Genomic DNA, 16,907 nt, shown 5'->3' with positions numbered 1-16,907 from the left:
GTAACTCGACCAACTGTCCTAAAGTTCGACCCTTGGGTTGACTAAATTGACTGTCCGCCGGAGTACCTTCAGAGGACCGCAATTCAGGGAACCAGGCAACCTTGGCCCAAGGGCGCTGCGACACCACGGGAGAGACCATGCAATTCGCGAACAAGGTGGCGATCGTGACGGGGGCCGCCTCAGGCATCGGCCGTGCGATTGCCATCCGCATGGCCGATGCCGGCGCCGTCGTCGCGGCGTTGGACCGTGATGCCGACGGGCTTGCCGAGACGGTAGCGGCGATCGGCAACGCCCGTCCCTATGAAGTCGACCTCGCCGACGCGTCTGCGATTTCCGCAGCTCGCGACGCGATAGTCAGAGACCTCGGCCTGCCGCACGCCTTGGTCAACGCAGCGGGATTCGACCGGGTCGAGCCGTTCATGAGTAACGACGACGAGTTGTGGCAATCCCTGGTCGCAGTGAACTTCCTGGGTCCGGTTCGGCTCACGCGCGCTGTGCTGGACGTCGTCATACCCGAGGGTGCGCCCCTCAAGATCGTCAACATCGCCAGTGACGCCGGACGGGTAGGCAGCCTGGGGGAGACCGTGTACGCCGGCACCAAAGGCGGGGTGATCGCCTTTACCAAGTCGCTCGCACGCGAGATGGCCAGGTATCAGATCAACGTCAACTGTGTGTGCCCCGGCCCCACCGATACGCCGCTGTTCGCCTCGCTACCTGACAAAGTCAAAGATGGCCTCATCCGGGCGATTCCGTTTCGCCGGTTGGCGGCTCCGGAAGAGATCGCCGACTCAGTGCTGTTCTTTGCCTCGGACAGAGCCAATTACGTGACCGGCCAGGTGCTCAGTGTCAGCGGCGGTTTGACCATGGCGGGGTAGACCGGCAGGCGCTTACTTTCCGAACATTCGCGAAGCTGTCGCCACCACGGCCTCACGTAGTTGGGCCTTCTTCCTGGCAGGCATTTCTTTCCTGATCCACAGCGACGAATGGTTGAGGACTCCGTGGAGACATTGCACGGCGACATCGGCGTTGGGACAGTCGAATTCGCCCGCAGCGATGCCCGCGAGCACCACCTTGCGAAACAGTGCGTCGTGGCGGCGACGACTGTCCTTGATGATCGGCTCGAAAACATCCGGCCATGACTTGGGCCACGCGAAAACCGCGCCGACCTCCGGTGCGGTCTCGGTCAGGATGCGGATCTGCTCGCGAATGAGTGTCTGCAGCTGCTCGAAGTGGCCGCGGTCGCCAGCCTCATCCAATGCCGTCTGCAGCCGGGTGTTGACGTGGGTGGTCAGTTCTTCCAACACCGCTTTGACCAGCTCGTCCTTGCTCGAAAAGTAGTGGTAGAGAGTGGCTTTGGCGATATCTGTCTGCTCAGCGATGTCCTCGAGGTTCATCCGCTGGTATCCGCGAGACGACAGCAGTTGGGTAGCGGTCGCGACGATCTCAGCCTTGCGTCGATCCCGGCGCCGTTCGACGCGACTCGACGAACGCCGTGCCGCCTTCGAAGGCTCGGCCATGAGTACCTTCCCTAACCGCTCGACCCCGCATCAACTGTCGCAGAGTTCGACCTATCGTACTGTTATTCGACCGATGAGTCTGGCTTAGTCATCGGATGTCATTGGTGTCATCGCCGGCGCACCATTGGACAGAGACACCCTGAAACGGCGTGGGGTATCGACCTATCGTCGGCCGGCAGATGCAGAGTGTCGCGGAATTCCACTGCCGCTAGGACCAGTGGTGAAGGCCGTCTACTCGTGGATCGACAGCGACGCCATCCGTTGGTAGACGATCGCCGGACCCAGCCACCGAGCAACGAAGCGGCGCAGTGCGACACCACTGCGCGGCGACACTCCAGGATCGGTCAACATGGACTGCACTGTGCGCAAGGTTATTTCAGCAAGGTCCTCTAGTCCAACCTTGTCGAAGCCGTGTAGCTCCCAGTCCACATCGAGTCGTCGGAAGAACGACAGGCAGAACGCCTTTGCGGTGTCGGACGACAGCGATGTGGGTGCCGCGCCGTCCTGTCGCCCGGCAAGCAGGCCCTCCAACTGAGGGTCACCCGTGAGCTTCTCAACCGCGAACGCAATGCATTCGACGAGTGCACCGACCGGGTCGTTGACGCCCTCGACGTGTTGTACTACCTGGTCGATGAACCCGTCGACGGCACGCATCCCGCTGGCGATCAGCAGCGCATCGGCATTGGGGAAGTAGCGGTAGACCGTCTGGCGCGTGACACCCAGTCTGCGGGCGACGTCGGCAAGGCGTAGCGAAACGCCATGTTCGGCGACCACGTCGTCCACTGCGTCCAGGATGCGGGCGATCGCCTCCTCGTCTGATGCGGGTGTTGAGCCCGCCCACCCGCGACTACGCATTTGCAGTCACGACCTCTGCGCGCGCGAATTCGATCGGAAGCGTTACAGGACCGGTCATTCCAAGCAGCGACTTCCACGGAGCCGCACCGACACGGCGTGGCGCAGCAAGACGGCGAGTGAGCACTACAAGTGCTTCCGCCAGCTCGCGGCGTGCGAGATTGGCACCCAAACAATAGTGCGCACCACCGCCGAAGGTCAGAATCGGCGGGACGTCTTTGCGCGTGATGTCGAAACGCTCAGCATCGCGATAGATCGCCGGGTCGCGGTTGGCGGCGAAGGTGTTCACGAGGATGAAGGTTCCTGCCGGGAACAGGTAGCCGGCGAATTCGACGTTCTCGGTGGCGGCGCGCGGCACGATACTCGCAGCCGGTGAGTGTCGCATGCTCTCCTCGACCGCCTGCATTGCTAACTCGGGATGATCGCGCAGCGTTGTCCATTGATCCGGATGCTCGCAGAGCACCTGCACCGACGCGGCCAGTTGGTTTCGCGTCGTGTCCGTTCCCGCCATCAGGAAACCGGCGACCAGCATGCGGAGTTCATCGAGATTCAGCCGGTCGCCGTCGCTTTCAGCCCGGATGAGTTCGGAGAGCAGATCATCGGTCAGATGGTTCCGGCGGGCGGCGACCATGTCGTCGACGTAGGCGTCGAGTTCGCCCCACGCCCGCATGATCGCGGACTCATCGAAGTTGACGTCTGGCTGAAAGTTGAGAGCTTTGAAGACTTCTTCTGTCCAATCTGCGAACAGCTGCCAGTCTTCGCTGGGCGCGCCGAGCAGCGCGCACATGATGGGGGTGGGGTAGGGGCGCGCGATATCAGTCACGACATCGCATCGTCCGACGTCGACCACCTGATCGATGAGGCCGTTCACCACCTCGTGGATCGTGTCTTGAAGACGTGCTGTCGCGCGCGGGGTGAACGCCTTGGAGACCAGCTTCCGTAACCGGACATGTGGTGCGCCCTCAAGGCCAAGGAGGCTGTTCGCCATCTTGTCGAACAACGGTCCCGATGTGATGCCCTGGGATGCCAGAGTGATACCGGGCGGCAAACGGAATCGGTTGTCGCGCAGCATTTCTCTGGACAGTTCGTACGACAGGATCTCCGGGCCGAAGGGGCCGATGGCGATGGGTGCACGGGCTTGTGCCCTTCGTACGTCCTCGAGGATGTCGTGAGGTGAGGCGGCAAGGTCGTAGCTGAAGGTGGGGAGAGCAGCGTCAAAGACGCTGGGCGCGGTGCTGGTCACGGTCATCAGTAGCTCGACCCTCGTCAGTGACGGACATTTCTACAGAAAGCGTATGACCATAGGGCGGGCCCGTCAATGAAAAACGCTGAGATAGTGTCAGAATCTGCTGCCAACTGTGTCGTGATCATACAAATTGCTGCAAAACGTCACTTCAGGCGACTTCCGCAGCCGTCAACGCGTCTGCACGTCGCCTATTTCGAGCCAGTCGTCGATCATGAACGCGTCGCCGCGCGCCACCACGGTGGCCCCGCCGCGCCCTGGATAGTGGCGGGATGACAGTGGCGCGACGCCTGGACGCGTCGGTGAGCACTCGCCGACGGGTCACCGCGGCCTCGACGAAGTCCTCATCGAGTACGCACGAATCCGCCGGTCTGTGCAACTGCATGGGGCTGTGGGTGAGGTCACCGACGAACACCGCGGGTCGACCCGCATCCAACCAGAGGACAGACGAGCCCGGCGTATGGCCAGGAGCGGGCCGCAACCTCAACGACTCGCTCACCTGATAGTCGTCGGCCCAGAGCTCGATCTGGCCCGTCGCATCAACTGGAATAATGCTGTCGGCGAACAGGATTCGGCTCGCGTCCAGTCGTGCCTGATGCTCCTCGGACCGGCCGGGGCCCCGCGCGTCGGCGTTGCCGGGGTGGTAGTAGCGGTAGTCGGCTTCAGGCACGAGATAGCGCGCGTTCGGAAACGTCGGAACCCATTCATCGTTTTCGCGTCGGGTGTTCCAGCCAACGTGGTCGGTGTGGATGTGGGTGTTGACGACGACGTCCACCGAGTCGGGCGTGATGCCCGCGGCGCGTAGTGCGTCGAGGAAGTCGGTGTTGAGATCGGCCAGGAACGGCATGGCAGGGCGGTCGCGGCCGTTGCCGACGCCGGTGTCGACCAGCACCGTGAGTCCGTCCACCTCGATCGCCCACATCTGCACGCCGGCGTGCCAGTTGTCGGAGTTCCAGAACGTGGGGCTCAGTTCGGATGCCAGCTCGCGCCACACCGCGGGCGGCGTCTCGGGAAACATGGTGAGCGGCAGGTCGAGGCGCCACTCGACCACCCGCGTGACGGTCGCGGCACCCAGTTGCGTGCGGTCGGTCATAGCCGACCCCTACGGCCAGTGTGCAGACCCGAATCCGGTTGGTGCTTCGGCAGTCCGCGGCGTCAGTGCCCTGTCACCGACTTGAGTTCCGCCAGCGCCTCTTGCAGATGCGCCGCGATGCTTTGCTCCGCGGGATCGTCGAGCCAGCGCTCGAACGCGATCTTGAATACGGCAGTTCCTGCCTCTGCCGCCAAGCCGGCCGCGGGTTCCGAGACTCCACGATCGCGAAGCGCCTGGCCGACCAATTCGGCCATCGTCGCGAGCTTGATCAGTTCTCGTTCTCGCAGCGCCGGATGGGCTTCGATGATGCCCTGACGTGTCTTCGAATGCGTTCGCCGGCCGTCGAAGAACTCGGCGGTCGATTCGAACGCCGCGACGACGGCATCAAGGGGGGACAGACCGCGGGGCGCGGCCCTCAGCGCGTCGGCGACGCGTTCGGCCAGCTCGTTGCCGCGGAACAGCACCTCGCGCTTGTCGGAAAAATGACGGAAGAACGTTCGCTCGGTGACGCCTGCCCGCTCGGCGATCTCGGCAACCGTGGTGTCGTCGAAGCCGCGTTCGGCGTAGAGCTCGAGCGCTGCGCGCTCAAGACGGCCCTTCGCGTCCGGCTCCCATCGACCCATGAAGGGAATAGTACGGGGATGCCAGTCGCTGACATCAGGTGTAATCCGATGACAGTCACTGTCATCCCAGCGGAAGGATATGCAGATGCATGTATTCGTCACCGGCGCGTCGGGCCATATCGGTTCATTGGTGGTGCGCGAGCTGCTCGACTACGGTCATCAGGTCTCGGGTCTCGTCCGCTCAGACACAGGCGCAGAGGTGGTGGAGCAGGCCGGAGCCAAGGTGGTGCGGGGCACGCTTGACGATCTCGACGTGCTGACGAAGGCGGCAGGGGAGTCCGACGGGGTCATCCACCTGGCGTTCAAACACGACTTCGCCGACTACGCCGGTGCGGCGGAAGCCGACGTTCGGGCGGTAAGGGCCATCGGGGCAGCGCTGGTCGGCTCGGGTAAGCCGTTCGTCAACACCTCCGGCACCGCAGTCCTCGCGACCGGTTCATCGAGCGCGTTGGCGACCGAGGAGACCGTGCCGCCGTCGGACGGTCCCCGCGTACCGTCGGAGAACGCCACGCTTGCCCTGGCAGACCAGGACGTGCGCGCTTCGGTCATTCGGCTGGCGCCGACGGTCCACGGACCCACCGACCGTCGCGGGTTCATCCCGACGCTCATCGAGAACGCACGAAACACGGGGCAGTCCATCTATATCGGCGATGGAACCAACCGCTGGCCCGCGGTCCACAACGTCGATGCCGCACGGCTTTACCGACTGGCCCTCGAGACCGCGCCGGCCGGGTCCCGATTGCACGGGGCCGCCGAGGACGGCATCCCGTTCCGGGACATTGCCGAAGCCATCGCCAAGCAGCTGGACATTCCTGCGGTGAGCGTCTCCGTGCAGGAAGCGACGGAACAGCTCGGTTTCATCGGATGGGTTGCCTCGTTGGACAATCCGACATCCAGCGCGATCACGCGGAGACTGCTTGGTTGGACGCCCGAGCAAGCGACCCTCCTCGAAGACCTGAACGCCGGGCACTACTTCGCCTGACTAAAGGCGCGGCTCATTCCAGGATCGCCCGCGCTGCGCGCTCCGCGATGAGCATGACCGGCGCGTTGGTGTTCCCAGAAGTGATGTTGGGCATTGCCGAAGCGTCGACTACTCGAAGGCCGGCCACGCGAAACACCCGAAAGTCGGTGTCGAGCACCGTGGTTGGCGACTGCGGCAGGCCGTGTGAGTCGAAGGCTCCCATCGCGCAGGTGCCCACCGGGTGGAAGATAGTGGTCCCCAACTCGCTGGCCGCCTTTTGCAGGTCCTCATCGCTTACCAGTTGCGGGCCGGGGAGCATCTCTTCGGGGCAATAACGCGCGAGGGCAGGCGCCGCCATGATCTGGCGGGTCATCCGCAGGCCGCGTACCGCGACGGCACGATCGGCGTCAGTGGACAGGTAGTTGCAGAGGATCTTCGGGTGGGACAGCGGGTCCGCATCGGTGATACGCACATGGCCACGCGAGGTGGGGCGCAGATTGCAGACCGAGGGAGTGACGGCTCCGAAGGGGTGTAGGCGCTCACCGAACTTCGGCAACGACAACGGTTGCACATGCCATTCCATATCGGGGCTGGCCAGCGCGCGGTCGCTCTTGGCGAAGGCTCCCAGTGTGGACGGCGGCATGGTCATGGGACCCGATCGCAGCAGCAGGTACTGAATTCCCATGCCCGCGCGGGTGATCCAGTTCCGGTAGAGGGTGTTGACGGTTCGCGCGCCGCGGATGCGGTAGACCATCCGAAGCTGTAGATGGTCCTGGAGGTTTTCACCGACTCCGGGCAGATCGACGGCCACCGGGACTTGATGCTCGGTGAGCAGACCGGCCGGACCCAGGCCCGAGACCTGCATCAGATGAGGGGAGCCGATGGCTCCAGCGCTCAGGATCACCTCCCGACGGGCTCGAACGTCGACGATCTGGCCGTCTTTGGGCAGTCGCACGCCAGTGACGCGGTGCTGGGCCGTGGTCCAGGCGCCACGACGGTGATCCTCGCGGACATGATCGTCCATCAGTAGCTGTAGGGCCTGGGTCTGTGCGTAGACGGTGAGATTGGGTCGGTGGCTGACGGGGTGGAGGAACGCATCGGCCATCGACCATCGTCGGCCTCGCCGTTGATTGACATGGAAGTACGCGCTGCCGGAGTTGTCGCCGCGGTTGAACTCATCGATCGGCTCGATGCCCAGTTCGGCAGCGGCGGCCTGCCAGGCGTCCAGGATCTTCCACCGCACCCGGGGCCGTTCGACCCGGATCTCACCGTCGGCGCCGTGCCACTCGTCGGCTCCGCCGAAGTAGTTCTCCAACTCCTTGTAGATCTTCAGTGTCTCACCGGGACGGTCTGGGCCGCCCCATAGCCATCGCTCGTCTCCGGTGGCTTTCGCCCATAGTTCGTAATCGCTTGCCTGCCCGCGCATGTGGATCATGGCGTTGATCGACGAACAGCCGCCGATCACACGGCCCCGCGCGTAGATGATGCTGCGCCCGGCCAGGCCTGGGTCGGGTTCGGTGTTGAAGCACCAGTCGGTGCGGGGGTTGGCGATGGTGAACAGATAGCCCACCGGGATCTTGATCCAGAACCAGTTGTCCTTGCCGCCGGCCTCGATCAACAGCACACGCCGGTCGGGGTTGGCGCTGAGCCGATTGGCGAGCAGGCAGCCCGCGCTGCCTGCACCCACGATAATGTAGTCGAATTCGGCCACGGGGTTCCTATCTGGCACGTGTCCTAGTGTGCGTGATGGCCGCGTCCTGCAAGCGCATTCCGCGGTGCTGTGGCCGGGACATTGAGCTCGCAGGCTTGGGCGGCTCTCGCAGTACCTGTAATAAACGGCACTCCCAGACGTCCAAAACGCCTGTCAACCTGTGATCTATGGCCAACAACCAATTCACCAGTCATGCAAGGCTGTTCGATCTGAGTGGGAAGTACGCCCTTGTCACCGGTGGCACCGGAGGCATCGGAATGATGATTGCGCGCGGGCTTCTGCAGGCGGGTGCCCATGTGATCGTCAGCTCACGCAAACCCGAAGCGTGCGCTCGGGCGCAGGAGCACCTGTCCGAGTTTGGCGACGTCTCAGCAATCCCTGCTGATCTGTCCAGGCACGAGGAATGTGAACGCCTCGCTCACGTCGTCACGGCCGACTCCGGGCGTCTCGACATTCTGGTCAACAATGCCGGCGCAATGTGGGACGAGCCGTTGGAAACGTTCCAGGACGCCGGCTGGGACACGGTCATCGACATCAACCTGAAGTCACCGTTCTGGCTGGTGCAGGAGCTGCTGCCAGCGCTTCGCAGCGCGGGGACCGCCGACGATCCCGCGCGGATCATCAACATCGGCAGCATCGCCGCCATACATATCCCTCAACGGCCCAACTACTCGTACTCCAGCAGCAAGGCCGCGCTGCATCAACTCACCAGAGTGCTCGCCAAGGAACTGGGCCCGCAGCACATCACCGTGAACGCGGTGGCACCGGGACCATTCCCGTCGACGATGATGGCTGCGACCCTCGACGAGTTCGGTGAGGCGATCGCGGCGTCGGCGCCGTTGCGCCGGATCGGCCGCGACGACGACATGGCGGGTGTCGCCGTATTCCTCGCCAGCCGGGCGGGCGCCTACCTCACGGGCACCGTCGTCCCGGTCGACGGGGGGATCGCCACGACCGCGTGATGCGGGGTATTGGCCGTACCTCCCTTGGTGTCCGGTGCGGGCTTACGGTGGATGGATGGCCGCCACGCTTGACCTGCGCACCGAGATCCGAGAGTTCCTGAGATCGCGTCGCGCCCGCATCGCCCCTGAGCAGGCGGGCTTGCCGGCTTATGGCGGCAATCGTCGCGTCAAGGGTCTGCGCCGCGAGGAGGTAGCGCTACTGGCGGGGGTGTCCGTCGACTACTACGTGCGTATGGAGCGTGGCAACCTCGGTGGTGCTTCCGATGGCGTGCTACACGCCTTGGCCTCTGCCTTACAACTCGACGAGGCCGAGCGCGACCACCTGTTCCATCTGGCGCGCCAATCCGGGCCGGGCAGCGGCCAACGCCGACGCAGGCCTGCCTCGGCGGTGCGTTCGACATTGCAGCAGGTGCTCGACGCCGTCTCTGGTGCCCCGGCCTGGATCTGTAACGGACGTTATGACGTGCTGGCCATGAATCAATTCGCCCGCGCTCTGTATTCGCCGGTGCTGGCCGACCCGCGACGACCCGCCAACACAGCCCGGTTCGTCTATCTCGCTCCTGAGGCGGCCAGAGATTTCTTCGTCGACTACGACCAAATCGCCGGCGACTTGGCCGCGAAACTACGCATGGAAGCCGGCCGCAATCCGCACGACCAGGAGCTGATCGCACTCGTCGGCGAACTGTCAACGTGCAGTGAGCTATTCCGGCGGCGCTGGGCATCTCAGGACGTGCGGTTGCAACGGTCCGGACGCAAGCGACTGCAGCATCCGATCGTCGGCCGGCTCGACTTGGACGTCGAGTCCCTCGAACTGCCCGTCGATCCCGGCCTGCACCTGATCGTTTACACCGCGCCCGCTGGCACGCCGACGGCTGACAATTTAGCGCTCTTGGCGTCGTGGGCGGCGACCCAACAGACGCTGGCGACCGAGCTCGAAGCATCCGACGGATAGTCCAAAGCCTTAGCCGCACGGCGATCAGGGGGAGCGGGAATTAGCGTGTAGGCCCGCAAGCGCATCCCGTCGCCACACACGTTGGGGGCTAGGTGTGAGAGTGCGATTCGCCGAGCGCGAAGCCGCAAAGGAAGTCGGTGGTCGCGCGATACCGTCAGTACATGGTCGTGGTACGGGAAGTCAGTTACGACGTCGACGGACTGACAATGATCGCCCACCTGGCTCACCCCGACGGCGAGGGCCCGTGGCCGGCTGTGCTGATCGGCCACGATGGAGTCGGTCTGGAGCATTATCAACGCAGCCGTGCCGACATCCTCGCCGAGCGGGGATACGTCGCGTTCGCGTTGGACTACCACGCGGGCAAAACGTATTTCGGCCAGCCGCAGGCAATGCTGGACCGGGTCATGCCGCTACTGGCCGACCCCGAGCGTATGCGCACGATAGGGCGTGCGGGGCTCGACGCTCTGCTAGCCGTTCCGGGCGTCGACACGGGGCGTCTCGCGGCGATCGGATACGGCGCCGGTGGCCGCATCGTTCTCGAACTTGCCCGAACGGGAACGCCGTTCGCGGCGGTCGCGGTCGTGCACCCGGCCTTGCCGGCTTCTCGCGCCGAGGACTGGACCGACGTCGGCACCGCCTTTCTGTTGTGCACGGGTTCCGAGGACCCCCTGTGCACCCCTGAGCAGCTCATGGCGTTCGCATCCGTATTGCAGGGGGCTGGACGGGACTGGCGCGTCAACATCTACGGTGGCGCTCAACACGCCTTCTGGGCCGCTCCGATGTCATCGGCCGATGCACTGTCCGATGGTGGCACCCCGGACCGCCCAGCGGCCACAGTCCCCGGAGTAGGTCACCACGCCGCCCACGCGCGACGGGCGTGGCGGGCGGTGCTAGATCTGCTCGACGACACTCTGCGCCGATCCGACGGCGACGAAAAGCTGTGACAACGCACCACGGATCGCCAAACCCGATTCCTGCATATGTCCGAAACCGGCAGCCGTGCAATGACTATAGGGCGGCGAGCCCCGGTCAAGCGGGTGGTTCGACGAGCAGTCGCAGAGTTGTCACAAGCGACGCGAGAGTGTGCTTGTCGCGAGTGGATAGCGCCAACACGAAAGTTCCCTGAATGAGCGACAGCACCGCCTCGGCGATCTCCCGCGCCGAACGGTCGGTTCGAACGTCGCCCTGCTCCTGTCCGGTTGCGAGCAGTGTCGCGAGGTCGGTGGTCCACGTTTCGATGTGAGAGCCCAGCTGCCGGCGGAACACGTCGGAAGCGGGGGCCACCTCGGTTGAAAGCTTGCCGGCCAAGCACCCGCGTTGATATCCGGACTTGACGCACATCTGCGACATCTCTTTCGCGTAGCCAACCAGCTTGTCGGACGTCGAGAGATCCTTCTTTGACGACCACTTGCCGAACAGATTGCGTTGGAACTCCATGTAACGCTCGACTACGGCTTGGCCGAACACGTCTTTGGAGCCGAAGTGGTGATAGAACGAGCCTTTCGGTACGCCAGCGTCGGCGAGTACCGCGTCGACTGTCGTGCCGTGAAAGCCGTAGTCGTAGAACAGCTTCGTTCCGCTACGCAGGAGAGCTTCCTTGTGGGGGAGAGCAGCCTTCCGTGGACTGGTCATTTCCCCGCCTCTCAACGCGATCCATGTGGTTCCCGAGTATAGGGCGACGTCCGTCGGGAGCGTCCCGCCGATCGCCTTCTTGATGATCTAGTCTAGACGATTTAGTCTACAGAGTCAGTAGACGAAACCGCCTCGGTTCCCGCGGCCTAAAGGAGATCCATCGGATGAGTATGGACAATTACGAAACCCTGACTGTGACGCGCGACGGCAATGTCCTCGTCATTGGTCTCAACAGACCCGACAAGCGGAACGCATTCAACAGGGCGATGATCAACGAGCTGGCCGAGGCACTGGGCAAGCTCGACACCGATGACGGTCTGCGAGTCGGGGTCCTCTACGGCGAAGGGAAGGGGTTCACGTCCGGTCTCGACCTGCCCGACGTTGTCCCCAGCCTGCAGGACGGTTCACTGCAGGTACCCGAAGGGGGCATCAACCCCTGGCAGGTGGATGGTCGGCGATTGACGAAACCGCTCGTCGCCGCCGTGCACGGCAAGTGCCTCACGCTGGGGATCGAGTTGCTGCTGGCTTGCGACATCGTCGTGGCGGCAGAAAGTGCAACTTTCGCGCAGCTCGAGATCGCCAGGGGGATATATCCGTTCGGTGGTGCGACCGTGCGCTTTCCGCGTGCCGCCGGGTGGGGCAACGCAATGCGCTGGATGCTGACGGCGGAGGAGTTCGACAGCGCGGAGGCACATCGTATCGGTATCGTCCAGGAGGTGGTGGCCGACGACGCACACCTCGCACGCGCGGTTCAGCTCGCGCAGGTGATCGCCGCGCAAGCGCCGCTGGGAGTCCAGGCCACTCTCCATAGCGCCCGGTTGGCCCAGCGGGAGGGTGAGGCAGCTGCCGCAGCCGAACTCGTCCCAACCGTTGTCAAGCTCTTCGGCACCGAGGATTCGCGCATCGGCCTGGAATCCTTCTTGACCCGCCAGCCGGCACAGTTCGTCGGTCACTGATGCGGACGTCTCGCGACGCCGCCGAGTAGAACGGAAACCGCTATGGCATACAAGAGTCCAGTCAGTGCCTAGGAGAAGATCGCCGATCCGCTGCGCGCGGTGACGTGTTCGTGCTCGGAACAGTGCACACATGCCGAGATCTGCTGCGGTGCTCCGATGGAGAAGGTCACAACATAGGTCCTGCTGACGCTTTGGGGCGTCACTACTTCTGCAGGAACTTTGCCAGGCTGTCGTCCATCTCATCCCACCACGGCGTGTGCGGCGCCGGTCCGACCGTGCCGGTGCAGGGTGACGAGAACGACTTGTTCCGGTAGCCGGTGATGCTCTCGTCCTTGTCGTGCTCCCACGTGATGAAGTGCTCGCGCACCAATTCCAGGTCGAAGGCGGTGTAGTCCGACAGCGCGAGAAGATCACGCACATAGTCGGTCTGGAAGTCGATCTGCTCCATGCAGCCGGACACGCCCTCGAGTTTCGTCAGCCAGTGGTCGATGTCGGCGGCCATGGTCTCGGCGTCGGGCAGCTGCGCCCGGCCCAGAATGACGTCGCGCGCATAGAACGCCTGCGCGTCGAACATGTTGAACGTGTAGTACTGATCCTGCATACCGAGGTACAGCAGCTTGGGATTGGCGGCCCACACCACACCCTTGTAGAGCCCGCCCGGATACAGCGTGTTGACGGTGGTCAGTCGCAGCTCAGGGTCGATGAACGGGAAGTGGTGCAGATAGCCGGTGCACAGGATCACTGCGTCGACGTCGCGGGTGGTGTCGTCGGCGAACGTCGCGGCGCGCCCGTCGATGCGCTGCAACGCGGGTACCTCGGTGATCCCCTCGGGCCAACCGAATCCCATGGGCGCATTGCGGTAGGCGATGGTCACCGACTTGGCGCCGTACTTGAACGTCTGCAGTGCAATGTCCTCGGCGGAGTAGCTGCTGCCGAGGATCAGTAGATTCTTGCCGGTGAACTCGGCGGCGTCGCGGAAGTCGTGCGAGTGCAGGATCCGACCCGGAAACGACTCGAAGCCTGGGTATTCCGGCACGTTGGGCACTGAGAAGTGGCCCGTGGCGACCACGACGTAGTCGAACGACTCGGTGGTCAGCGCCCGGTCGGCGAACGATTCGGAGGTGACGGAGAAGGTCTGGGTGTCGGCGTCGAAGCTGACACCGCGCACCGCGGTGTCGAAGCGGATGGCCTCGCGGACATTGCTCTTCTTGGCCCGTCCGACGATGTAGTCGTAGAGCACCTCACGCGGCGGGAACGACGGGATGGGGGAGCCGAAGTGCTCGTCGAAGGAGTAGTCGGCGAACTCCAGACACTCCTTGGGGCCGTTGGACCACAGGTATCGGTACATGCTGCCGTGCACGGGATCTCCGTTTTCGTCGAGGCCCGTGCGCCACGTGTAGTTCCACAGCCCGCCCCAGTCGGACTGCTTCTCGAAGCACACGACCTCACCGATGTCGGCCCCGTCGGAGCGGGCCTTCTCGAAGGCGTGCAGGAGCGCCAGTCCGCACGGGCCGGTGCCGATGATGGCGGTTCGTGTCATGCAATCCTCCTCAGGAACGCGGGCGGGTCTTCTCGGGGTCGTAGAAAGGAATGGGAACGACGTTGGCGGGCAACCGCTTCCGGTGGCCGTCGAGCTTGCCGACCTCAACGGCGGTTCCGGCTGCGCTGTGCTGAACTGCGATGCGGCACAACGCGATGCTGGCCCGCAGGATGGGGGAGCGGACACCGCTGGTCACCACACCCACCTGGGTGCGGCCGATGTGCACGCAGTCGCCGTGCGCCGCCACATCGTTGCCGTCGAGGCGCAGCCCCACCAGGACGCGCTGCGGGTGCGCCTTGCGTTCGATGAGCGCGTCGCGGCCGACGAAGTCGTCGGGTTTGGTCTTCAGCGGCACCGTGAAACCGATGCCGGCCTCGAACGGGTCGGTCTGGTCGTCGAATTCGTGGCCGGCCGCGACCAATCCGGCCTCCACGCGCAACATCTCAAGAGCTTCCAGGCCCAGTGGCGCCAAGCCGTGGGACTCGCCGGCGGCCCACACCGCATCCCATAGCGCGGGGCCGTCGGACGGGTGCACCCACACCTCGTAGCCCAGCTCACCGGAGTACCCGGTGCGCGACACCAACAGGGGCAGACCGTCGGGGCCGCCGAGGCGCCCGATCAAGAAACGGAACCAACCCAGGTCCCGCAGCTGCGGCTGGGTGGGCGGCGACCAGATCAGCTCATCGAGCAGGGCGCGACTGGACGGACCCTGCACCGCGATGTTGTGCAGTTGGTCTGACGAGTCCTTGATCCACACCTTCTCCAGGCCCAGCCGCTGGGCCTGCAGGCGCAGCCACTGCCCGTCGTGTGGATCACCGCCGACGAATCGGAAGTTGTTGTCGCTCAGCCGAAACACCGTGCAGTCGTCGACCACACCGCCGGCTTCCGTACACATCGCCGAGTACACCACTTGCCCACGGGACAGGCGGCGGATGTCGCGGGTGACAGTGGCCTGCAGCAGCGTCTCGGCGTCGGGACCCAGCACCTCGAACTTCCGCAGCGCCGACAGGTCCATCACCGCCACACGTTCGCGGCAGGCCCAGTACTCGTGGTGGGGGCCGAAGTTGTCGAAGCTCTCGGGCAGCCAGTAGCCCTGGTAGTCGACGAAGCGGCGGGTCAAGGCTTCGGTGCGGTCGGCGAAGCCGGTGCGTTTGGTCAGCACGGGCTCGGCGTCGGGCGTGAGTCGGTGTCCGACCGCCACAGAGAACCTCCTCGTCGAGTCGTACACGCGGACATGGATGTCGGTGGGTTGCCAGCCGTTGGCGGGATCGATGTCGTCTGGGCACGCCGACGACGCGCACACCAAGTCGGCGGCCGCGCGGAACAGGACATAGTCGCCGGGCCTGGACCACGGTTCCTCGGAGACAAGCTGGAGATCGGCGTCAAAGGTCGTGTTGTAGAAGAGATTCAGCGCGGGCCAGCCGGCGCGGGCCGCCACGCCGTACGGCGAGAGTTGGGCGTTGAAGTTGTCGGTGCAGTTGACGTGTCCCGGATAGCCCATGTCGGCGTAGTACTTGGCGGTGCAAGCCAACGCGAAGGTGTCGTGGCGCCCGACGGTGTCGCGCACCACCTCCAACAGGGGGCGGCCGCGGCCGTCGAACAACTTGCCCGACAGGCCCGGTGTCGGATACGCCGCGCCCAGCAGGGTGCGGGTCATGGTGGCGTCGAGACCATACTCGTAACCGTCGCCCAGCGCGCGGGCGTCGAACGCCAGCAGGTCGGAGCACTGCCGTCCCGCCACGTCGATGATCTGGATGAACTGACCCGCCCGCACTTCGTACGCCGTAGCGGTGGCAGCATCAATCCTGCTCTCCCACAGAGGTTCTGCGAGGGGAGTGGGCAGTTCGGAATATTCGTCGCGCGGAGACGTGGCCGCCCGCATCACCTCGACAAACAGATCCGACGGCGGGTTCTGCTGCGCGCTGTCGACGTGCATCGGGTATGCGGGCGCGGCGACCAGGACGACGGCGTCGGAGTCGACGGCGAAACTCTCCCGCGCACCGGCGGGGGAGTCGTCCCCGAACAGGCGGGCTGCCGTCGCCTCCGACTGGTCGAGGCCGTGTTCGGACAACATCGCCAGGATGATCGAGGCGGCGTAGCCCTCCTCGGTGTCTTCGTCGCCGACGAGGCGTCGCAGCACGGTGGCCGGCGAGTTGGGCGCCGCGTCGGCCACGGCCCGGGGATCGGCAGACAGCACCGTGATCTCGGCGGACTGGCGGCCGAAGAGGTCGACGACGTCGAAACGGTCACCGCCGAACACCTTGATCGCGGTGACTCCGCCGGACCGAACCCGATAGCGTTCGGCGTTGGCCCGCAACAGCATTACGGCGCGAACGACCGGTATCCGACGAAGAACGCCAGCGCGCGGTCGGGCGTGGAGAACAGGATCCGGGAGCCCTTCGGGAAGAAGATGGCGTCCTTGGCGCGGGCGATCTCGACCTGACCGGTGTCGACGTTCTCCAACCGGAACTCACCCTCGAGCACGATCTTCATCTCGTCGTAGTCGTAGTAGTAGTCCAGCGGCGCGTCGGTCTTCTCGAGTTCGAAATAGCCGGAGCACATCGGTACGCCATAGGGGTTTGCGTAGACATCGTCGATATAGCCCTTGGTGCCCGGATACTTTTCCAGCGGCATCTGCGGAAGGTTCTGCCAGAAGTCCGAAGTGACCAAGAACGGGGGAACCGAAACAGCTGTCATGCAACCTCCAGGAGACTCTCAGGATGAAACGGAGTCTGCCGTGAGGAAACCGGCGATGGGTTTCCTGCAGATTAAAGTCTGGTTGCCTCGCGGGAAGTGGGTGGGCGAGAAGGGAGCTGCTCGAGGACCCTTGAGCGCCAAGGCGTCAGCGCATCGCCAGCAGTTTCT

Annotated in this window: 15 protein-coding genes and 1 pseudogene; 6 read left to right on the top strand and 10 right to left on the bottom strand. The window is 64.4% G+C overall.

The window, feature by feature from the left end:
* Positions 1-137: 137 nt before the first annotated feature.
* Positions 138-875 carry an SDR family NAD(P)-dependent oxidoreductase gene (locus H7J93_RS25540; protein ID WP_267309086.1) on the top strand — a complete coding sequence of 246 codons (738 nt, stop codon included), beginning with the start codon at positions 138-140 and terminating at the stop codon, positions 873-875.
* 12 nt (positions 876-887) lie between these two features.
* On the opposite strand, the gene H7J93_RS25535 is transcribed toward H7J93_RS25540, so the two are convergent.
* From H7J93_RS25535 to H7J93_RS25515, 5 genes and pseudogenes are all read right to left on the bottom strand, one after another.
* Complete coding sequence (locus tag H7J93_RS25535) at positions 888-1,517, bottom strand: TetR/AcrR family transcriptional regulator (protein WP_267309085.1); 630 nt, start codon at positions 1,515-1,517, stop codon at positions 888-890.
* Between the two features lie 231 nt (positions 1,518-1,748).
* Entirely contained in the window at positions 1,749-2,372 is a 624-nt protein-coding gene (locus H7J93_RS25530) for a TetR/AcrR family transcriptional regulator (RefSeq protein WP_267309084.1), read from the bottom strand.
* Positions 2,365-3,618 carry a cytochrome P450 gene (locus H7J93_RS25525; protein ID WP_267309083.1) on the bottom strand — a complete coding sequence of 418 codons (1,254 nt, stop codon included), beginning with the start codon at positions 3,616-3,618 and terminating at the stop codon, positions 2,365-2,367. The genes H7J93_RS25530 and H7J93_RS25525 overlap by 8 nt, the downstream gene beginning before the upstream one ends.
* Before the next feature lie 165 nt (positions 3,619-3,783).
* A pseudogene (locus H7J93_RS25520) lies at positions 3,784-4,705 on the bottom strand (MBL fold metallo-hydrolase).
* A 62-nt stretch (positions 4,706-4,767) separates the two neighbouring features.
* Positions 4,768-5,328, bottom strand: coding sequence for a TetR family transcriptional regulator (locus tag H7J93_RS25515; RefSeq protein ID WP_267309082.1), 561 nt, complete (start codon positions 5,326-5,328; stop codon positions 4,768-4,770).
* An 85-nt stretch (positions 5,329-5,413) separates the two neighbouring features.
* Between H7J93_RS25515 and H7J93_RS25510 the strand changes: the two genes are divergently transcribed.
* Positions 5,414-6,310 (top strand): SDR family oxidoreductase, encoded by an 897-nt coding sequence (locus tag H7J93_RS25510; RefSeq protein ID WP_267309081.1) that lies wholly within the window; start codon positions 5,414-5,416, stop codon positions 6,308-6,310.
* Positions 6,311-6,323: 13 nt separating this feature from the next.
* Here the strand turns inward: H7J93_RS25510 and H7J93_RS25505 are convergent, their stop codons facing one another.
* The gene (locus H7J93_RS25505; RefSeq protein ID WP_443677672.1) at positions 6,324-8,000 is read right to left on the bottom strand and encodes a GMC family oxidoreductase; all 1,677 of its coding nucleotides are present in this window, start codon (positions 7,998-8,000) and stop codon (positions 6,324-6,326) included.
* Between the two features lie 167 nt (positions 8,001-8,167).
* Between H7J93_RS25505 and H7J93_RS25500 the strand changes: the two genes are divergently transcribed.
* The 3 genes from H7J93_RS25500 to H7J93_RS25490 all read left to right on the top strand — a co-directional run bounded on the left by H7J93_RS25500 (position 8,168) and on the right by H7J93_RS25490 (position 10,858).
* A complete protein-coding gene (locus tag H7J93_RS25500; RefSeq protein WP_267309079.1) occupies positions 8,168-8,962 on the top strand; it encodes an SDR family oxidoreductase in 795 nt (264 codons plus the stop codon).
* 55 nt (positions 8,963-9,017) lie between these two features.
* Positions 9,018-9,914 carry a helix-turn-helix transcriptional regulator gene (locus H7J93_RS25495; RefSeq protein ID WP_267309078.1) on the top strand — a complete coding sequence of 299 codons (897 nt, stop codon included), beginning with the start codon at positions 9,018-9,020 and terminating at the stop codon, positions 9,912-9,914.
* 161 nt (positions 9,915-10,075) lie between these two features.
* Positions 10,076-10,858, top strand: coding sequence for a dienelactone hydrolase family protein (locus H7J93_RS25490; protein WP_267309077.1), 783 nt, complete (start codon positions 10,076-10,078; stop codon positions 10,856-10,858).
* Positions 10,859-10,943: 85 nt separating this feature from the next.
* Here H7J93_RS25490 and H7J93_RS25485 read toward each other — a convergent pair whose 3' ends face one another.
* Positions 10,944-11,546, bottom strand: coding sequence for a TetR/AcrR family transcriptional regulator (locus tag H7J93_RS25485; RefSeq protein WP_267309076.1), 603 nt, complete (start codon positions 11,544-11,546; stop codon positions 10,944-10,946).
* A 170-nt stretch (positions 11,547-11,716) separates the two neighbouring features.
* Between H7J93_RS25485 and H7J93_RS25480 the strand changes: the two genes are divergently transcribed.
* Positions 11,717-12,502 (top strand): crotonase/enoyl-CoA hydratase family protein, encoded by a 786-nt coding sequence (locus H7J93_RS25480; RefSeq protein ID WP_267309124.1) that lies wholly within the window; start codon positions 11,717-11,719, stop codon positions 12,500-12,502.
* A 202-nt stretch (positions 12,503-12,704) separates the two neighbouring features.
* Here the strand turns inward: H7J93_RS25480 and H7J93_RS25475 are convergent, their stop codons facing one another.
* From H7J93_RS25475 to H7J93_RS25465, 3 genes are read right to left on the bottom strand one after another with little or no spacing between them, the layout of a single operon-like run.
* Entirely contained in the window at positions 12,705-14,042 is a 1,338-nt protein-coding gene (locus H7J93_RS25475; protein ID WP_267309075.1) for a trimethylamine monooxygenase, read from the bottom strand.
* Between the two features lie 10 nt (positions 14,043-14,052).
* Positions 14,053-16,365, bottom strand: coding sequence for a trimethylamine N-oxide demethylase (locus H7J93_RS25470; RefSeq protein WP_267309074.1), 2,313 nt, complete (start codon positions 16,363-16,365; stop codon positions 14,053-14,055).
* Positions 16,365-16,739, bottom strand: a complete 375-nt coding sequence (locus H7J93_RS25465; protein ID WP_267309073.1) for a cupin domain-containing protein — start codon at positions 16,737-16,739, stop codon at positions 16,365-16,367. Before H7J93_RS25465 ends, H7J93_RS25470 begins: the two co-directional genes overlap by 1 nt.
* Positions 16,740-16,907 lie beyond the last annotated feature (168 nt).

The organism is Mycobacterium barrassiae (assembly GCF_025822765.1).
GTDB classification, from domain to species: domain Bacteria; phylum Actinomycetota; class Actinomycetes; order Mycobacteriales; family Mycobacteriaceae; genus Mycobacterium; species Mycobacterium barrassiae.
This window is presented reverse-complemented; position numbering and strand designations above follow the sequence as displayed.

Bases quoted from the DNA above. Each gene is read 5' to 3' on its own strand.
- H7J93_RS25540 (WP_267309086.1), top strand. From the start codon at position 138: ATGCAATTCGCGAACAAGGTGGCGATCGTGACGGGGGCCGCCTCAGGC.
- H7J93_RS25535 (WP_267309085.1), bottom strand. From the start codon at position 1,517: ATGGCCGAGCCTTCGAAGGCGGCACGGCGTTCGTCGAGTCGCGTCGAA.
- H7J93_RS25530 (WP_267309084.1), bottom strand. From the start codon at position 2,372: ATGCGTAGTCGCGGGTGGGCGGGCTCAACACCCGCATCAGACGAGGAG.
- H7J93_RS25525 (WP_267309083.1), bottom strand. From the start codon at position 3,618: ATGACCGTGACCAGCACCGCGCCCAGCGTCTTTGACGCTGCTCTCCCC.
- H7J93_RS25515 (WP_267309082.1), bottom strand. From the start codon at position 5,328: ATGGGTCGATGGGAGCCGGACGCGAAGGGCCGTCTTGAGCGCGCAGCG.
- H7J93_RS25510 (WP_267309081.1), top strand. From the start codon at position 5,414: ATGCATGTATTCGTCACCGGCGCGTCGGGCCATATCGGTTCATTGGTG.
- H7J93_RS25500 (WP_267309079.1), top strand. From the start codon at position 8,168: ATGGCCAACAACCAATTCACCAGTCATGCAAGGCTGTTCGATCTGAGT.
- H7J93_RS25495 (WP_267309078.1), top strand. From the start codon at position 9,018: ATGGCCGCCACGCTTGACCTGCGCACCGAGATCCGAGAGTTCCTGAGA.
- H7J93_RS25490 (WP_267309077.1), top strand. From the start codon at position 10,076: ATGGTCGTGGTACGGGAAGTCAGTTACGACGTCGACGGACTGACAATG.
- H7J93_RS25485 (WP_267309076.1), bottom strand. From the start codon at position 11,546: ATGACCAGTCCACGGAAGGCTGCTCTCCCCCACAAGGAAGCTCTCCTG.
- H7J93_RS25480 (WP_267309124.1), top strand. From the start codon at position 11,717: ATGGACAATTACGAAACCCTGACTGTGACGCGCGACGGCAATGTCCTC.
- H7J93_RS25475 (WP_267309075.1), bottom strand. From the start codon at position 14,042: ATGACACGAACCGCCATCATCGGCACCGGCCCGTGCGGACTGGCGCTC.
- H7J93_RS25470 (WP_267309074.1), bottom strand. From the start codon at position 16,365: ATGCTGTTGCGGGCCAACGCCGAACGCTATCGGGTTCGGTCCGGCGGA.
- H7J93_RS25465 (WP_267309073.1), bottom strand. From the start codon at position 16,739: ATGACAGCTGTTTCGGTTCCCCCGTTCTTGGTCACTTCGGACTTCTGG.